The organism is Bacillus sp. T2.9-1, assembly GCF_950097965.1.
Classification (GTDB): domain Bacteria; phylum Bacillota; class Bacilli; order Bacillales; family Cytobacillaceae; genus Niallia; species Niallia hominis.
The window spans coordinates 146177-163336 of record NZ_CATNHG010000001.1; the positions used below are offsets into that span (position 1 = coordinate 146177).

The 17160-nt window shown below is 30.5% G+C and carries 12 protein-coding genes; 5 read left to right on the top strand and 7 right to left on the bottom strand.

Features of this window, described 5'->3' with window-relative positions; translation table 11 throughout:
- Positions 1-214 precede the first annotated feature (214 nt).
- Together QQZ16_RS00705 and QQZ16_RS00710 are read left to right on the top strand one after the other, a co-directional pair.
- Complete coding sequence (locus QQZ16_RS00705) at positions 215-2572, top strand: SpoIID/LytB domain-containing protein (RefSeq protein WP_235250654.1); 2358 nt, start codon at positions 215-217, stop codon at positions 2570-2572.
- Between the two features lie 223 nt (positions 2573-2795).
- Complete coding sequence (locus tag QQZ16_RS00710; protein WP_235250645.1) at positions 2796-2933, top strand: hypothetical protein; 138 nt, start codon at positions 2796-2798, stop codon at positions 2931-2933.
- Between the two features lie 66 nt (positions 2934-2999).
- On the opposite strand, the gene QQZ16_RS00715 is transcribed toward QQZ16_RS00710, so the two are convergent.
- The 4 genes from QQZ16_RS00715 to QQZ16_RS00730 all read right to left on the bottom strand — a co-directional run bounded on the left by QQZ16_RS00715 (position 3000) and on the right by QQZ16_RS00730 (position 8191).
- Entirely contained in the window at positions 3000-4061 is a 1062-nt protein-coding gene (locus QQZ16_RS00715; protein ID WP_235250643.1) for a glycosyltransferase family 4 protein, read from the bottom strand.
- A 310-nt stretch (positions 4062-4371) separates the two neighbouring features.
- Positions 4372-5181, bottom strand: coding sequence for a teichoic acids export ABC transporter ATP-binding subunit TagH (gene tagH / locus QQZ16_RS00720; RefSeq protein ID WP_235250641.1), 810 nt, complete (start codon positions 5179-5181; stop codon positions 4372-4374).
- A gap of 12 nt (positions 5182-5193) precedes the next feature.
- Positions 5194-6024, bottom strand: coding sequence for an ABC transporter permease (locus QQZ16_RS00725; RefSeq protein WP_235250696.1), 831 nt, complete (start codon positions 6022-6024; stop codon positions 5194-5196).
- Between the two features lie 76 nt (positions 6025-6100).
- Positions 6101-8191, bottom strand: coding sequence for a CDP-glycerol glycerophosphotransferase family protein (locus QQZ16_RS00730; protein WP_284560980.1), 2091 nt, complete (start codon positions 8189-8191; stop codon positions 6101-6103).
- Positions 8192-8884: 693 nt separating this feature from the next.
- On the opposite strand from QQZ16_RS00730, the gene tagD reads away from it, so the two are divergent.
- Both tagD and QQZ16_RS00740 read left to right on the top strand, forming a co-directional pair.
- On the top strand, positions 8885-9283 hold the full coding sequence (tagD, locus tag QQZ16_RS00735; RefSeq protein ID WP_235250631.1) for a glycerol-3-phosphate cytidylyltransferase: 399 nt from the start codon (positions 8885-8887) through the stop codon (positions 9281-9283).
- Positions 9276-10457 (top strand): CDP-glycerol glycerophosphotransferase family protein, encoded by a 1182-nt coding sequence (locus tag QQZ16_RS00740; RefSeq protein WP_235250620.1) that lies wholly within the window; start codon positions 9276-9278, stop codon positions 10455-10457. Before tagD ends, QQZ16_RS00740 begins: the two co-directional genes overlap by 8 nt.
- 59 nt (positions 10458-10516) lie before the next feature.
- Here QQZ16_RS00740 and QQZ16_RS00745 read toward each other — a convergent pair whose 3' ends face one another.
- From QQZ16_RS00745 to QQZ16_RS00755, 3 genes are all read right to left on the bottom strand, one after another.
- The gene (locus QQZ16_RS00745) at positions 10517-11314 is read right to left on the bottom strand and encodes a DUF6270 domain-containing protein (RefSeq protein WP_235250611.1); all 798 of its coding nucleotides are present in this window, start codon (positions 11312-11314) and stop codon (positions 10517-10519) included.
- 134 nt (positions 11315-11448) lie between these two features.
- The gene (locus QQZ16_RS00750; protein WP_284560981.1) at positions 11449-13530 is read right to left on the bottom strand and encodes a CDP-glycerol glycerophosphotransferase family protein; all 2082 of its coding nucleotides are present in this window, start codon (positions 13528-13530) and stop codon (positions 11449-11451) included.
- Positions 13531-13640: 110 nt separating this feature from the next.
- Entirely contained in the window at positions 13641-15830 is a 2190-nt protein-coding gene (locus QQZ16_RS00755; RefSeq protein WP_284560982.1) for a CDP-glycerol glycerophosphotransferase family protein, read from the bottom strand.
- A 400-nt stretch (positions 15831-16230) separates the two neighbouring features.
- Between QQZ16_RS00755 and tagU the strand changes: the two genes are divergently transcribed.
- The gene (gene tagU / locus QQZ16_RS00760; protein WP_235250586.1) at positions 16231-17157 is read left to right on the top strand and encodes a polyisoprenyl-teichoic acid--peptidoglycan teichoic acid transferase TagU; all 927 of its coding nucleotides are present in this window, start codon (positions 16231-16233) and stop codon (positions 17155-17157) included.
- The last annotated feature ends 3 nt before the right edge of the window (positions 17158-17160 follow it).

Genomic DNA, 17160 nt, shown 5'->3' on the forward strand with positions numbered 1-17160 from the left:
ATTTATATTAGTTTCTTCTCTAATTGTTTCATCCTAGAAAGACAAAAGTCTTTTCAAAATACCAGTATTAACCACGAATCAATAGAATAAAAGTATGATAGAATCATACTAGCTTCTTAATGAAAGAATAATAGTCTTTCCATCCCCTTCCCTAAAAAAAATGTTCCAAATAATTATTTTATAAATATGACAATTAAATAAAGGAGAAACGAGAATGAAAAAAACACTATCATTTTTGTTGTCATTATTCTTAATTATTTCAATCCTACCAGTTTATGAACAGCATGCATACGCAAGTGCCAGCGAACCACAAGTACATGTTATGCTAAAGAATTATCTAGGGAATAAAACGCAAATTTCTATCACACCATCTGGAACATATACAACCGAAGATGGAAAAATCACCTTAAATAATACAACTACCTATACCCTTAAGTTAGAACAATCTAAACTTAAATTATATAAAGGAAGTACAGCTATTTTGGAATCAGGTTCTTTAACATTAACACCATCCAATCCTAATGATTATTTAATGATTAATGATAGAAAATACAAAGGCTCCTTTGAATTTATTATAGAAACGATAAATGGTTCAAGCTATATCCGCCCGATAAATACGATTGGAATGGAAGAATACCTTAAAGGCGTTGTTCCTAGTGAAATGCCTGCTTCCTGGAATATAGAAGCCTTAAAAGCCCAAGCAATTGCAGCACGTACCTACTCATGGAATTATGGCGGAAAGACGATTACAGATACAATTAGCCATCAAGTTTACGGTGGACTAAGTGGTTCTCATCCTAATTCTGATAAGGCAGTCGAAGCTACAACTGGACAAGTCCTAAAATATAACAATAAATTAATCGATGCTGTCTACTCAGCTAGTAATGGTGGATTAATGGAATCGGCTAAAAATGTTTGGGGCAACGATTTTGCCTATCTAAAGAGCGCGGCGGATTCCTATGATACAAGCTACACTTGGAGCTTCGATGTCCAAAAAACGCAAATTGATATGGAAGGTAAAGATCTAGAAAATCCAGATACATGGTGGAACAATGTTTCGGAAAAGGACAGTGCTATTGTCTCTAATCTAAAAACTTGGTTGAAAAATAACGGCTATAAAGACAAAGATATAAAAATTGTCTCTGTTCCTTCTTTATCTTTCACAAATCCTTCCACAACAAAAAGAGTTAGCACCGGTTCCATCTCTATTCAGTTTTATGTGAAAGATATGACTGACACAAATGGAAAACTAATCTTGCAAGAGATAAACCAATCAAATGTTGCTGCATCGAAAGTTAGGGCTATGATTGGACTCAATTATGTAAAAAGCTATCTTGTGACAAAAAGTTCTTCAAACACTACAACACATAGTATTGCAGGAAGAGGCTATGGCCATGGAGTTGGTCTAAGTCAATATGGGGCTAATAACCGTGCTAATGCGGGACAAAAGTATAATACAATCTTAGCGTTTTATTATCCTGCAGCACAATTAGTTACAGAATATACAGATTCGGAAATAGCAGCTCCAGAAATAAAAGATATGAAAGCTTCTTTTACGAATTCTAACAATGCAGTTAACTTGTCATTCACCCTTACAAAAGCAGCTAGCACAATCGTCAGAATAAAAGACACTACAGGTAAGATCAAAACAACAATTTTAGATAATGATTCATTGAACGCTGGTAGCTATACTTACACTGTCAATACATCAACTTGGGCTGACGGTAATTATACGGCTGAAATCATCGCAACAGATAATAATAACATTCAAACAACAAGCACAGCAACAGTGAAAATTGCCAAACTAGATACACCAACAATAAGTTCTATCAAAACAACCTTTGATACAAATACAAACACTGTGCACGCATCCTTCTCTGTTAATCAACCGTCGAAAGCGTCAATGACCATTACAGATAGCAAAAATAAAGTCGTGAAAACATTAGCAAGCAGCAAAGCATTATCTGCAGGATCATCCTCTTTTAGTTGGGATGTAGGAAATGTTAACGACGGAACATATACGTTAAATATTAGTGCTGTTAATAGTATTGGCAAAGAAAAAGTAGTTAAACAAGCTTTCACTATAAAAAAAGCTTCTGCACCAACCATTAAAAATGTGAAAACTAGCTATGATACCACTAGCAATAAAGTAAAGGTGAGCTTTCATGTCATTCAATCAACAAAAGCAACTGTAAAGATTATGAACAGTAAGAATAAAGTCGTGAAGACTCTTACTTCCAATAAGTCATTAAAAGCAGGAACTCATTCCTATACTTGGAGCGTTGGAAAAACAAGTGATGGAAGCTATAAAGCATATGTTGAAACTGTAAATTCAAGTAAATTAAAGAAAACAGCTACAAAAAATTTCACTTTATATAAAGTGAAAAAAGGGAGCGTAAAAGCTACAAAGCTAAATATTAGAAAGAAGCCCACCACTTCATCAAAAATAGTCGGATCAATCCCAAACAAGAAAACAGTAAAAATATACGCCAAAAGCGGTTCCTGGTATAAAATTAAGTATGGAAAAGTAACAGGCTATGTATCAGCAAAATATGTGAAGAATGTGAAATAAGAAAATACAGCTATTACAAGAGCATTGATTCGTCAATGTTCTTTTTTAAATTCTTTTTTTTAAATACATACTTCTTTCCCCAAAAAATCCATCCCACAAAACAAGAAAAAATCACGGGTAAATTACAAGATGCATTAGTGAAAATGAAAGATTCCATAATATTTTTCATTTAATTTGACAATACTAATCATAAAAATGAATTAGATATAATGAGGTGTTATATTTGTTAAAAAAAATGTTAACTTTCTTAAATGATGCTATTGAAAAACCATTATTTAATGACCATGAACCGAGCATTTGGAATGAGTTTGATGATGATTATTATGAAGAAGAGTTAGATGAGAAGCATAGACTATTATAACCTCGATTTCCCCATTTATTATCATATAATTTCACAAAAAAAAAAGCCCTCTCAAGAAGGGCTTTTTTATCGATTTTTATCAGTTGAATATTTTATATCATTAAGAAATTTTAAAATAGGCTTATAATTCTTTCCTACTAAACCAATCTTTTCAACAATTAATTCAATGATGAGCAAGACTGTTACAATTAGGAGTATGGCTCCCCATACTTTTGCCATGGAAAATATCACAGCAACAAGTCCAAAAAATGAAGCCATAGCATAGATAATAATAACCGTTTGTCTATGGGTAAACCCTATATTTAACAAGCAGTGATGCAAATGAGACTTATCTGGTGCCATTAATGGCTGTTTATTCACTAAGCGACGAATAATAGCAAAGAATGTATCAGAAATAGGAACTCCTAAAATAATAACGGGAATAACAAATGAGATTAACGTTACATTTTTAAATCCTAATAATGACATAACTGCAATGATGTAACCGAGGAATAACGCTCCTGTATCTCCAAGGAAAATCTTTGCCGGATAAAAGTTAAACAATAAAAATCCAAGCGTACTTGCTAACACAATCGAAGAAATCGCAATTACGTATCCATTTCCCATAATCATCGCCATACCAGTAATCGTAAATAACGCAATACAGGAAACACCTGAGGCAAGACCATCTAAACCATCGATTAGATTAATGGCATTCGTGATGCCTACAATCCAAAGAATCGTTATTGGTATAACCAAAAATCCAAATTCTAATTGTCCACCAAATGGTAAATTGATAAACTCAACTTGTACGCCACCCCAAACGACTACAATTATTGCAGCAATAGTTTGAGCAACAAATTTAACCTTTGCATTAAGATTATAGATATCATCTAATATTCCCGTTGCAATAATAATCACACTACCAATTAGTATCGGATAATGATAGTCTTTATCTGGACTAATCACTAATGCACCGATAATAAAACTAATATATATAGCTAAACCGCCCATACGAGGCATAATTTTTTGATGTACTTTTCGTTTTTCTGGTTTATCCATTGCCCCAACTTTAAATGCAAGCTTCTTCACTAATGGAGTGAGTAAGATAGAAGCAATAAAACATACCACGAGCATTACATATATCATGGAGATCCTCCCTAATGCCTATACTAACGTACATTTTTTAGGCATCTGTCTATTCTTGCTTATAATCGAAATTTATTATAACACAATACAATATAGCGTGGCTTAATAAATCATACCCTTATTTTACATTTATATTACAAATTTATTATCATAAATAAATATAACTTAATTATTATTATATATGACGGGCACTTGTTTAAGAAAGTTTCACCAAAAACCTAAAAACTTTCAACTCAATCTAATTTAAAATAAAACCGTTCTAAATGATAGAACGGTTTTAAAAAGCAAAAAATGACCAGCTTCTTTCTTTTTAGACCTTACCAACAAATGCTGGATCGCTTCTTCTTTTTAGACCAGACGCTTGAAATTCCTTTTTTTCTTTAGGAGTCATTTTTTTATAATCTGCTAAGAATTTCTCGTATGCAGGCATTACTTCTTGAATACTACCAATCATCTTCACTTCACCATGCTCAAGCCAGATTCCTTTTTCACAGAATTGTTTCATCTGACCAATCGAGTGACTGACAAAGAACATCGTTTTTCCACGTTGCTTAAATTCATTCATTTTTTCCAAGCATTTTTCAGCAAAAGCTTTATCTCCAACTGATAACGCCTCATCAATAATTAATACATCTGGATCTGTATGGACCGAAATCGCAAAGCCAAGACGAGACTTCATTCCACTTGAATAGGATTTTACTGGCTGATCAATAAATTTTCCAAGCTCAGAAAACTCGATAATCTCTGGTTCTAGCTCTTTTATTTGCTGCTTAGTAAATCCAAGCATTAAACACTTTAATTCAATATTCTCACGGCCTGTTAGTTCTCCATTCACTCCCGCCGATACTGCAATTAGGGATGCTTGTCCGTCAATTTCCACTTTTCCTGAAGTTTGTGGGACAATACCTGCTATTATATTAGAAAGTGTTGATTTGCCTGAACCATTCACCCCCACAAATCCAATAACATCTCCTTTTTCAGCTTCAAAACTAACTTCTTTTAAAGCAAAAAAAGGTTCTCCATAATTTTTCGGAAGAAATATATCTTTTAGTCTCTCCGAATTATTCTTATATAATTTATATCTTTTTGTTAAGTTTTTCACTATAACAGACTTTTCCATACGACGCCTCCATTATAAAAAGTCAATAAAATGTCTTCTAAATTTCACATGCATATATGACCCTACACTTAATAGGAGGAGGACCAATCCCCAAAAATAAATTGTAATTGTAGGATGCGCCGTAATAAACCATCCTTCTCCTAACAAAGCATAACGGTAGCCTTCTACTAAATAATAGAGCGGATTTAATAGCATGACATAATCAAAAATCTTCCCTAACGAAGAATCACTAAATCTTCCAGCTGGCCATAAGATTGGTGTTATATACAAAAGAACCCGCATTAACGATACTAGTAGCATTTGAAAGTCACGCACAATAGTTGAGATAGTTGTTGTTATGAGTGCTAACGCAAATAAAAATATAATAGCTGCAAATAAAAAATATGGTATTTGCAAGTAATATATCGAAATAGGATATCCAATAAACTGGAATATAATCATTATAATTCCCATCAATAATAGTTGGGGATATAATAAAGATAATATTACATAGGATGGTATCGCACTCAATGGAAAATTCATTCTTGAGACCATTCGAAGTCTAGTATAAATGGATTTAGATCCTTGTGTAATGGCTGGATAAACAAAAAACCATATAAGTATTCCAGAGAGCATCCAAACAAAAAAGGGAATATCTCCATGTTTGCCTAGAACTGTATCTCGTTCTTGTACAAAGCCAAAAACAAACCAATAGATTGCGATTTGAATAGCGGGGTTAATAAACTCCCACAGAATCCCTAAATAATTATTTCTATTTGAACTTTTCAACTCATACATGGACAGCCTTTGTATTAAATGAAAGTTATCTATTTGTTCTTTTATTACTTTAAACATCGATTTCATCATTGTGTTTGCCCTTCTATTATTTATCTGCCTCTAGAAAGGCAGAGTATTCATTCTTCATTATTTTTTCTATCGTTCACTTTAAAAATACTTCATTAACTACTCTTTTAGCTGCTTTACCGTCTTCTAAATAACAAAACTTGTTATAAAAATCATTGAATTTTTGACTAGGTATACTTTCCTTTAAATTGTGCACAGATTCGATTACCTCTTCTGTAGTTTTTACTAAAGGTCCAGGTGCTGTTTTTTCAAAATCAAAGTAAAAGCCTCTCAATTTATCACGATATGTTTCAATATCATATACGAAAAAAATCATTGGACGTTTCAAATTTCCATAATCAAAGAAAACAGACGAATAATCGGTAATGAGCATATCAGAGATTAAATATAGCTCTCTAATATCTTCATAATTAGAAAAATCATAGGCGAATCCTTTATAAGGAGAAAGATCAAAATTTTCCGCCACTAAATAATGCATCCTCAAAATGACAACATATTCGTCTCCAAGTCCTTTTCTTAACTTATGTAAATCTAATTCCAAATCAAATTTATATTTTCCCTTTTTATAAAACTGATCATCTCTCCAAGTTGGTGCATATAATAGAACTTTTTTTTTCAAAGGGATTGAGAACATTTCCTTCATCTTATCCAATTCTTCCTGTGAATGTTCTTTTTGCAAGATATCATTTCTTGGATATCCTGATTCAATTATTTTTTTATTAAAGCGAAATGCACTTTTAAAAATCTCCGAAGAATACACATTGGGAGAAATTAAATAATCCCAATTTCTTGCCTCATACAAAAAGTTCCTTTTATACATTTTCGTATTAGTCTCTGGCATATATACTTCATCCATATCTGCTGCTAATTTCTTAAGCGGTGTTCCATGCCATGTTTGCAAATACGTCGTATGCCTTGGTTTAGGAATCCAAAGTGGCAATCTACTATTACTTACCCAATAATCAGCCCTCGCCATGATAAAAAGCCACTTTATTGAAAAGCGAGGTACAACATCTAAACCTTCCCCATCAAAATTTTCCAAATACCTTGGATCTACACTCCAATAGGTTTTAAATTCCGAATGATTATTTTGAATGTACTCATAAATCGCTCTAGGATTACAGCTATATTGTTTTCCTAAGTAACTTTCAAATACAATCGTGTTCTTTTTAGCAGGAAAATATCCTACTATCTTAAATAGTAATTTATACAGGAATAGTAGCTTATTTACATTATTCCATTTTTTTAAGAGCTTTGTTGTATTTTCATATAATTGTTGTTTCTGATAATAAGGTGAAACAGAAATGGATAAATAATTTTTTTCTGATTTTCGTCTTACTTTTACTCTTTTTTTGGATTGTGAAATTGAACATATTTTTCTCAATTTATTTTTTTCTCCGATAGACGGTAAATAAGATAATGGAAGACCCTTTATCTTTTTATGTTTTTTTTCATCTTGATAACTAATCTCTAAATGAAATTTATAATGAATGTTTTTTAAACTGTGCAACCCTTTTTTCAAATCAATAATTGTTTCAAACCTTCTATACGAAGAAATATGATTATTTAAACTTTCCATCACTCTCTCTTCTAGTGAAAAACGAGAAATATGATTATTTACATCATCCTCCATTATAATCATTCCACTTATTTTAGAGGGTGCTTGTTTATGCCATTCAGGATAATCATAATAGCCAGATAAAATAACAAATCCATCTTTTTTTATATTCACCTTATCAATCGCAGCAAATAATAAAGGCTCAGATGTTTTAAAAACAAGTTCTCCTTTATTCGTCGTATGAGGGAAGAACACACGGTTGTTTTTTTCAAAATAGTAGTATAATAACCTTGTTACTTTTTCACTACTATACAATCTTTTTTTTTGAGTATTCTCTAATTGAACATATATTTCCCAAGTTCCCTTTTTGGAAAATTCCTTGCTGCATTCTTCTAAATCAACCACTGCTTCAAACAATCCAAGTCCATCTATAGAGGAGATTCGTGCAAGTGAAAAGTGCAAATACTGCTCACTATCCTTTAAGTAAAAAAGAAGTGCACCTCGCTCAGTTGAAAGCATAGTATCATCGAAATAGAACTGGATATAAACCTTGTTCTCTTTTATTTCTAGCTCCTTTGCTTTATGATTGCTAACTTCCAATTCACTCATTGTGTTATCTCCCCTTATATTCTGTGACAAGTGATTAATGAATTATTATTTCAATAAAATGGGCTTCTTAATCTATCAAACATTATATCCGTTAGTGGGTGGGATTTCAAACCTAAAAAAAGGACTATAATTCGGATAAAACAGGGTTACCAACTTTTTGGCAACCCTTTACAAGAATTAATTCAATTATCTGCAATTTGTGGTAAACCAGAAAGCATGTCCAAATTCTTTTAGTTCTTTTGTCTAATATAATGAATTCCCACATGATTCTTTCACTTTTTCTGGCTCTCTTATCTTTCAATTTCTGATTCACTTGCTTACTCGACTAAATATGGAATGGTTGGTTTATCCACAATAGGAAGCATTTCTTTCGGCATCTCTTTAATAGCTTGATTATCGCCTTTTCTTACTTTAGCCAATTGTAAACTTTCCGAAAGTATTATACATTCGTTGTATCGTCTCTCACTATTTTAGCACCGAAATACATGATTAACTTATAGTAACTATTATACCCAAAATAATGAATATCAACTTGTTATTTAGAATTAAAAGCCTTAAAATAACTGTATTGTATTAAATTATGTTCCCATGTATAACTTTTTAATTGATTCAGACAATATAATAAAGGCAATAGTATTGCTATATATCTGATAATGAGAGATTTTATTATTATATCCTTTTAGGAGGAAAAAAATGAAGAAAGTAATCACATATGGTACCTTTGATTTACTACATTGGGGCCATGTAAATTTATTAAAGCGTGCTAAAGAATTGGGAGATCATCTGACCGTAGCCATGTCAACAGATGAATTTAATAAACAAAAACACAAAAAAGCTTATCACAGTTTTGAAAATAGAAAAGCCATTCTAGAGTCTATACGCTATGTAGATAAAGTTATTCCAGAAAACAGTTGGGAACAAAAAATACAAGATGTAATTGACAATGAAATAGATGTCTTTGTTATGGGAGACGATTGGAAAGGTCAATTTGATTTTTTAAATGAATATTGCCAGGTTATATATCTGCCTAGAACAGTTGGGATTTCAACAACACAGATAAAAAAAGACCTATTTAGAGTTAATAATGGTTAGAGAAATTGCCATTAACATATACCTAGCTTTTTTCTCCTTTTTCTTTAATATTTTTAAAATTTTTCCTGTACAAAGAAAAATTGTTTTTTGTATTTCTTTTGTAGAAAATGCAGAGTTTATTTATAAACAGTTAATTAAAAATATACCGGATGCACGTATCGTGTTAATTAGCGATAATATTGGCTGTTTTTCATATTTCAGGAAAAATAGTAGTAATAATGATACAGTGTTACTACTAAAACCAAAGAAATTACTCTTGTTTCTTCGTTCTATTTATCATCTTGCAACTGCTAAGGTTATCATACTGGATAATTACTTTGGTTTTCTTTCTGCTGTTACATTTAGAAAGGAAGTGAAAAAAGTTCAGATATGGCATGCAGCAGGTGCAATTAAAAAATTCGGATTAAAGGACCCATCTATAAAACATCGAAGCAAGAAAGCAAATCAACGTTTTCAACATGTTTATAACCAATTTGAAAATATTATAGTAGGTTCAAAAAAAATGGAATATGTCTTTATGGAAGCATTTGGAGCTAAACCTTCCCAATTTATCTATTCTGGAATTCCAAGAACCGATATTTTTTTCGATGAAGCAATGAAAATGAAAATTATTCAAGATTTATCTTTAACTTATCCTTCTATTAAAGATAAAAAAATTTTATTGTATGCTCCTACATTCCGAGATGATCAATTAGATAACTATCAGTTACCTATCGATATTCCTCTTTTAAAAGAAAATCTAGGTGAAAATTACTTATTGATATTAAAATTACATCCAGCGATTAAAACTAATATAGATATAGAAACATATAAAGATTTTGTTTTAAACTTATCAAACTACAAAAAAATTAATGACCTATTATTTATTACAGATTATTTAATCACTGACTACTCTTCTATTCCTTTTGAATTCTCTTTTCTACAGAAACCTATGATATTTTTCCCTTATGATTTGGAAGAATATACTAAAAATCGTGGCATGTGGGAACCTTATGAAGGAATGGTACCTGGACCAGTAGTGCATTCAACAGAAGAAATAGTTAATACCATAATAAATAACTCATTTAGAGTAAAAGAAATCCAAGAATTTCATCAAGAATGGAACACATTTTCTATCGGTAATTCTAGTTCCAATTTATCAGCTCTTATTATCGATTGGGTGGATAATAAATAGAGTATTAATAGAAAAAGACAGTAGCATAACCATAAATAATGCATACTGTCTTTTTCTATTTACTGTTTATTTTGTTCAAATTTTAAAACTTGTTGGGTGATACGATTATATAAATCATTATAATACTCTCTAGTCATATGATAAGGTGCATTACCAAACATATGGTCAGGGTCCCCAAAATATATTTTTTTAGACATCTCTATAACAGTTATGTCTGAATAATTTTCTTCTAGATGTTTGTAAATACTTAGATACTCTTTGTTATTTTCATGAATATCACTTAGTGTTTCCTCATCGTATCTTAACGGGTATTTTTCAGGACCAATATATCCATAAGATTCTACGAACCCGTTAATCAAAATTACTGTTTTAGGAAGTTCTTCTTTAACCATGTTATAGAATTTATCAAACGAATTATAAAAAAATTCATAGAATCTTTTATTTTTATGAACGTTATATGTTTTACCGTATTTTTTTTCTTTATAAAATCTTGTCTGCCTAAACCCATTAGGATTATTAGTCAAATAATAATTTTCTGAACTGTTAAGCTTAACATACCCATATCTTATATCTGCAAAAAAATCGATAATAATAAAATCAGGTTTAGACTCTATTAATTCCTTTAAATGCGTCTTCTTTATATCTCTTTTTAAGGTGTTTAATCTATGCTTAGACAGTTCTTTTGATAATTCCATGTCTTCGTCTGTTATTTTAATTTTTTTTGATATAAGACTTGGTATGGAAGTTTGCCAAACAGTTGAAACAACCTCATACAGCTCCTTATAGTCAGGAATAATATTACTATTAAATACATCCCTGCTAACACAACTCCCAATAACTGCAATTCTGTACGCCATATTTATTCTCCCTCATAGGTATTTTTCATTACTTCATTAAAAACCATTTATATCCAAGGGTAACCAGAATAACCTATATTTACAGGTTATTCCGGTATCTTTGATAATATTGACTAATTTTTACTCATAAAATTTTAATTCAGAACTTTTCTGCGTATTAAATCTTTTAATTTTACTGCTAATTTATTTGCTTTTGTATTTTTCATAGCCTTATTCCAAAAATAAGACGCCATTTTATTTTTTCTTATTTTTTCATATCTTAATTTCTTCCGTCTATTTTCATCTTCAAATAAAACCTTACTATTCGTTATTTCATTAAAGACTCTTTCACTATTCTGATTATCAATATACTTGAAGTATTTATCTCTTTGATTCGCATAAATATCTTTTTCCTTAAAATTTTGCTGTACATAATATTTAATTGTTTTTATTAAGTCATCAGAATCAAATACGCGATCTCCAAATAATCCTTCATTCATATCTATATAGCTTCCTGTTAAACGTTCATATTCCTCTATATCAAATTGGAAGAAGATTACTGGTTTTTTCAAATAGTACACTTCCCATGCAACACTAGAATAATCAGTGATTAACAATGATGTTCTCATCAATAATTCATTAACCTTTTCTTCTCCAAATGAAATAATTCGAATAAATGGACTTTCAGATGAAAATTTACTAATGTATTGTTTGAACTTCGGATGAATAAAAAAATTCAACTTTAGATTATTACCTTCTAGTAAAGAGTGTAGTATATCTGAATTTAAAAAGGACATATAATTTTTAAAATAAGGTGTATTAACAAAGTCCTCCTCTGGAACCTCATCTAACCACCCTCGCCAAGTTGGCATTAAAAAGATTTCTTTTGGAGAAGTTTGGTGAGATTTATCAACTAAATAATCCCATCTTGTAAAACCTGTAACAATAATTTCTTTCGGATCATACCCTAATCCATTACTAATGATATCTCGCTCATAATCAGAAGTAACTACATATAAATTTACGGCACTATCAGAGTCTCTCCTTAATACATTGTCATTTAGTTTAAACGCTGTGACTCCGTGTTGAAGAAACACGAATTTTTTTCTGTTAAGGATGTCTTTAATTTTACCTCTTTGATGCCTCCATAAATATAAGTGTCCTCTTGTTTCCGAAGCAACAAGTAATTTTGCAGCACACATAAAAATTAAATGCTTCATACTCATAAAATAAATTACTCTATCTTCCATCCCTTTCAAATTAGCCCTATCAGCTGCATTCCTCTTTATAACATAATAAATATTCCTATCATGGTGTTTCTCATAGCAATATTTAAAGAAATAAAAAGAGTTATCCTGCGCGGTTTCTGAATTTTTTTCATATACTAACCAAATATTTTTTTTAAGTAAGAAAGGTTCAGCCAACTTATATAAAGGATAAGCAAATAACTCATTAATGACATCTTTTAAAGATTCGCTACTATCCATTTGTCTAAAAGCAAGATAAAAAACATTTTTGGGAGTTATGTATGGATATACAATACTTTGGTTATCTGTTAAATATCTGTTAGAAAGAATAGAATGATTTACTTTCCTTTTTAATTTTTTGGATGCATTTTCTAGCCTTTTATATACTTTTTCCCCATTTAAAGAAAGCGTTAAGAATACTTCATAGTAGAATTGCTTAAGTACTGTCTTTTCAATATTTACTTTGAACTCTACTTCTATGGTTGAGACTCCAATTTTTCTCGAAGTAAATTCTATTAAGTGTTCTTCCACTTCAATTTGAGATCTTAATTTTAGAACTATCTCGTTCACTTCTAAGTTCAATTTAAAAGGAACAGATACGGTAAATTTACCAGTTAAATATCCCCTCTTCAAATTTATTTTCTGTATAAAGGTTTCAATATTGTATTTTTCAGGGTAAAAGAATTTTATATCTTTTACTACTATAGACACTTCGTCCTTAATGGTTAAATAGGAGGCAACGACGAAATTTTCGTTCACAGACAAATTTTCAAAATATTTTTGGTATTTGTCTTTTAACTGATTATCATAATCACCTACTCGACATTCTTCCATACAGTCGTCAAAAATTACTTCAGCAAACATATTCCATCTTGAATATTTCCCAGCAAATTCATTTGCAAAAGCACTAAAGTTTAATTCAACATATTTATCTTCCTTAATATCCTGATTCTCAAAATAATACTTTTGCTTATCTTTTCTATTTACCAAATAAAATGTTATCTTACCCGGTATTCTCTCTTGGAGAAATTCTTCACTAATAGTAAAGTTGAGTTTATTTTCTTGGGCCGTTATATTTTTTATATTTAATTTACCTTTTACTAGCTTTTTAGGTATTCTCTCTTGATTAATTTTTTCTTCCTTATCAATAAATAATCCCAGATTGTTCTCATCAAGAATTGATTCTTTTTCTTTCTCTTGTATAGAGTCTGTTTATGCTTCATTATTTCATCAAATATACGATTCGAATTATTATTATCCGTATAGCTTAACAGATTTTTTCTCATTTCCGCATATTTTCTATCTTCTCGGAACTTATTCAAAATATACTTTTGAATAAGTTTTTCTAAATCTGCCTGCGTTAATGCTCTATCCCCAAATAACTCTGTATCCATATCCAAATAACTTCCCTGGTATTTCAAATAATCCTCTAAATCAAATTGAAAAAATACAATCGGTTTTTTTTGATAATACATATCCCATGCCACACTAGAATAATCGGTTATAAGTAATTTTGCATTCATTAATAACTCATTGACTTTAATTTCTCCATATGAAATGATTTTGACTCGATGGTTGGAACTATTAAATTGATCAATATAAAGCTTGAATTTTGGATGGATGTAGAATTGCAGATATAAATTATTAACTTCCAATATTTTTAATAATGATTCTGAATGCAAAAAGGCAAGATAATTCTTATAATAATCGGTTTCAATAAATTTTTCTTCTGGAATATCGTCCATCCATGATCTCCAAGTTGGCATTAACATAATATTCGTTACATTATGTTCTTGACTCTTATCTTTTAGGACATCCCATCTGCTTAATCCAGTAACGATAACCTCTTTTTGGTTGTATCCAAAATTATTAACAATTATCTTCTTTTCATGCTCAGATGATACCACAAACAAATCCGCAGCATTTCTACTATTTTTTTTATAAATAGAATCCACTCTTTTAAGCGCTATTACCCCATGTTGAAGAAACACATATCTTTTTCTTTCAAGTGTATCTTTTAATCTTCCTCTTAATGCTCTTATATCATAAACATGACCTTTTGCTTCAGAGGAGATTAATAATTGTGATGCAAATAAGTAGACCATATATTTAAAACTCATATAATGGATTACTTTATCTTTCATAGACTCTATATTGCTATAATCTGGAGAATCCTGCTTTATAATATAGTAAAGATTTTTTTTCTTATTGTGCTCATAACAATACTTGAAGAAATAATAGCCGTTATCCTGAGCACTATCAGAAAATTTTTCAAAAACTAGCCAAATCTTTTTTCTTTGAAAATACCAACTAAATAGGATAGAAACAACCCAAGCAAATTTTTCTTTCCATTGATTTCTATTAGAATCATGAAGTTCCTTTTCTTTATATAACAGGGCAATGGTATTCGCCGCTGTTAAATAAGGATAAACCCAATTTCCATTATCGAATTCGTAAGATTGTTGGGCTTTTATTTTCCTTAACCTTTTCTTTATCTTTCCTGATGGATTCTGAATTCTTGCTAAAAACGTTTCTTGCCTATTTTCTACTTCTAGTAAAAAATCCCAATAATACTTTTCCAAATGTAAATTAGCGATATCTATTTCTATTTCTAACAGCACTACATCGTCTTTTAATGTACTCTTTTTGATAGGAAAGCGATAGTGCATATCGTCTACTTTACTTCTATATTTTAGGATAAAAGAGCGGAAATGAATCTTTTCTTTTTTATTTGGTAACCTAATTTTTATTTTGAATTGGATTCTATTATTAATCATCAAAAAGGAAGTAATTCGAAATTTCAAATCAGATTTTTCCGTCGCTAAATAATCTGGTTGTGTAATAACAACGGATAAACCTTTATTAATAGTGAAATAAGGTGTTACCACATTTACATCTGCGGTTTTTGCTGATTGCAAATAGTTTCGATATTTTTCATCAATATCTTCCAAATAACGAATGCGGTATCTTTTCGTCGTTTTCGTATTTAAGGTTACCTCTAAGTAGATATCCCATCTAGAGATTTGATTATAATAAGTATGAATAAAATTGCTAAGATTAATTGATATACCATCTTGTTTTTTGTCAAAATACTCATTCGCATACCATTCTAACCGACTTCTTCTTTCGACAAAGACGATATTACTTAACATTTCCGCTTGTCCGCTTGTAACAGTAAAAGACAGTAATTTGCTAATTACATCAAAATGAACCTTTTCGATTGTTATAGTTTCTTTTAATTTTTGGGTACTAATTTCTGTTGCATCCCTTTCGTATTTAAATTCTTTCATTTAGTATAAAATGCTCATTATTCAGCCTAAAATAGGATCATCCTCTATTCTAAATTTATTATAACCTTTGTTAACAGAACATATCATACATTTATTTTTCAAGTTTCAACATATTTTTCATTTATCCTTATCAATTTTTCCAAAAAAAAATGCAACTTTTAATAAGAAAAAACGTCTATATAATTAGTTCCTTCTACCTAATACTTACTTGCTCATCAATTTCAATATTCACCTTGGAAGAATATTATTTATTTTTTTTAGAAAACTAATTAATCATTACCTCAAAATAATCTAGATTAGTTCCTATTTCAGAAAATAATGATATTAAATTCCCCCTTTTTCTGCTATTCTTTATTTAGCTTTATCAATTTTTGTCAAGATATGGAGGTTTTACTTTAGCATGAGATCCGATAAACCAAAACGAAAAAAGAATAAATGGTTACGTATATCAGGACTTGTCTTATTAATTTTGATTATTGCCATTCTAGCATATGGATTTACTGTATATAAATCCTTAACTGATGCAGTTGATACGATGCATGTCCCAGTAGATCGAGTAACTGAGAAGAGAACTGATCTCTTAGATTTAAATAAAAAAGAACCGTTTTCTGTTTTAATGCTGGGAGTAGATGAACGAGAAGGAGACAGCGGTCGCTCGGATACAATGATTGTTCTGACTGTTAACCCAGAAAAAAAATCAGTTAAAATGCTTAGTATTCCAAGGGATACACGTACAGAAATTGTTGGACATGGCACAACAGATAAGATTAACCACGCATATGCATTTGGTGGGGTTGCCATGTCTATGGATACGGTTGAAAATTTCTTAGATATACCAATTGATTATTATATGCAAATTAATATGGAAGGCTTTAAAGATATTGTCGATGCAGTTGGTGGAGTGACTGTCAACAATGATTTAGACTTTACTTATAGTGGTGTACATTTTCCAGAAGGAAAAATTACATTAGATGGGGAAGATGCTCTTAAGTTTTCTCGAATGAGAAAAGAAGATCCTCGCGGGGACTTCGGTAGACAGCTTCGTCAAAGATTAATTATTCAAGCTGTGATTAAAGAGGGAGCCAGCCTTAATACTTTAACCAATTTTAATGATATTTTTGAAGCTCTTGGTAAAAATGTAAAAACAAATATTACATTTGATGAAATGGTCGATATTCAAAAGAATTATAAGAATGCTGCAGGAGATATTGAACAGTTCAGCATTGAGGGCTCTGGTCAAACAATTAATAAAATATGGTATTTAATTGTTAGCGATGAAGAGAGAACAAACATTCAAAATAAACTTAAAGAACATTTAGACTTATAAAAA

Coding starts and splice junctions, on each gene's coding strand:
- QQZ16_RS00755 (WP_284560982.1), bottom strand. CDS start 15,830: ATGAAAGAATTTAAATACGAAAGGGATGCAACAGAAATTAGTACCCAA.
- tagD (WP_235250631.1), top strand. CDS start 8,885: ATGAAGAAAGTAATCACATATGGTACCTTTGATTTACTACATTGGGGC.
- QQZ16_RS00740 (WP_235250620.1), top strand. CDS start 9,276: ATGGTTAGAGAAATTGCCATTAACATATACCTAGCTTTTTTCTCCTTT.
- tagU (WP_235250586.1), top strand. CDS start 16,231: ATGAGATCCGATAAACCAAAACGAAAAAAGAATAAATGGTTACGTATA.
- QQZ16_RS00730 (WP_284560980.1), bottom strand. CDS start 8,191: ATGAGTGAATTGGAAGTTAGCAATCATAAAGCAAAGGAGCTAGAAATA.
- tagH (WP_235250641.1), bottom strand. CDS start 5,181: ATGGAAAAGTCTGTTATAGTGAAAAACTTAACAAAAAGATATAAATTA.
- QQZ16_RS00705 (WP_235250654.1), top strand. CDS start 215: ATGAAAAAAACACTATCATTTTTGTTGTCATTATTCTTAATTATTTCA.
- QQZ16_RS00715 (WP_235250643.1), bottom strand. CDS start 4,061: ATGATATATGTAATGCTCGTGGTATGTTTTATTGCTTCTATCTTACTC.
- QQZ16_RS00745 (WP_235250611.1), bottom strand. CDS start 11,314: ATGGCGTACAGAATTGCAGTTATTGGGAGTTGTGTTAGCAGGGATGTA.
- QQZ16_RS00725 (WP_235250696.1), bottom strand. CDS start 6,024: ATGAAATCGATGTTTAAAGTAATAAAAGAACAAATAGATAACTTTCAT.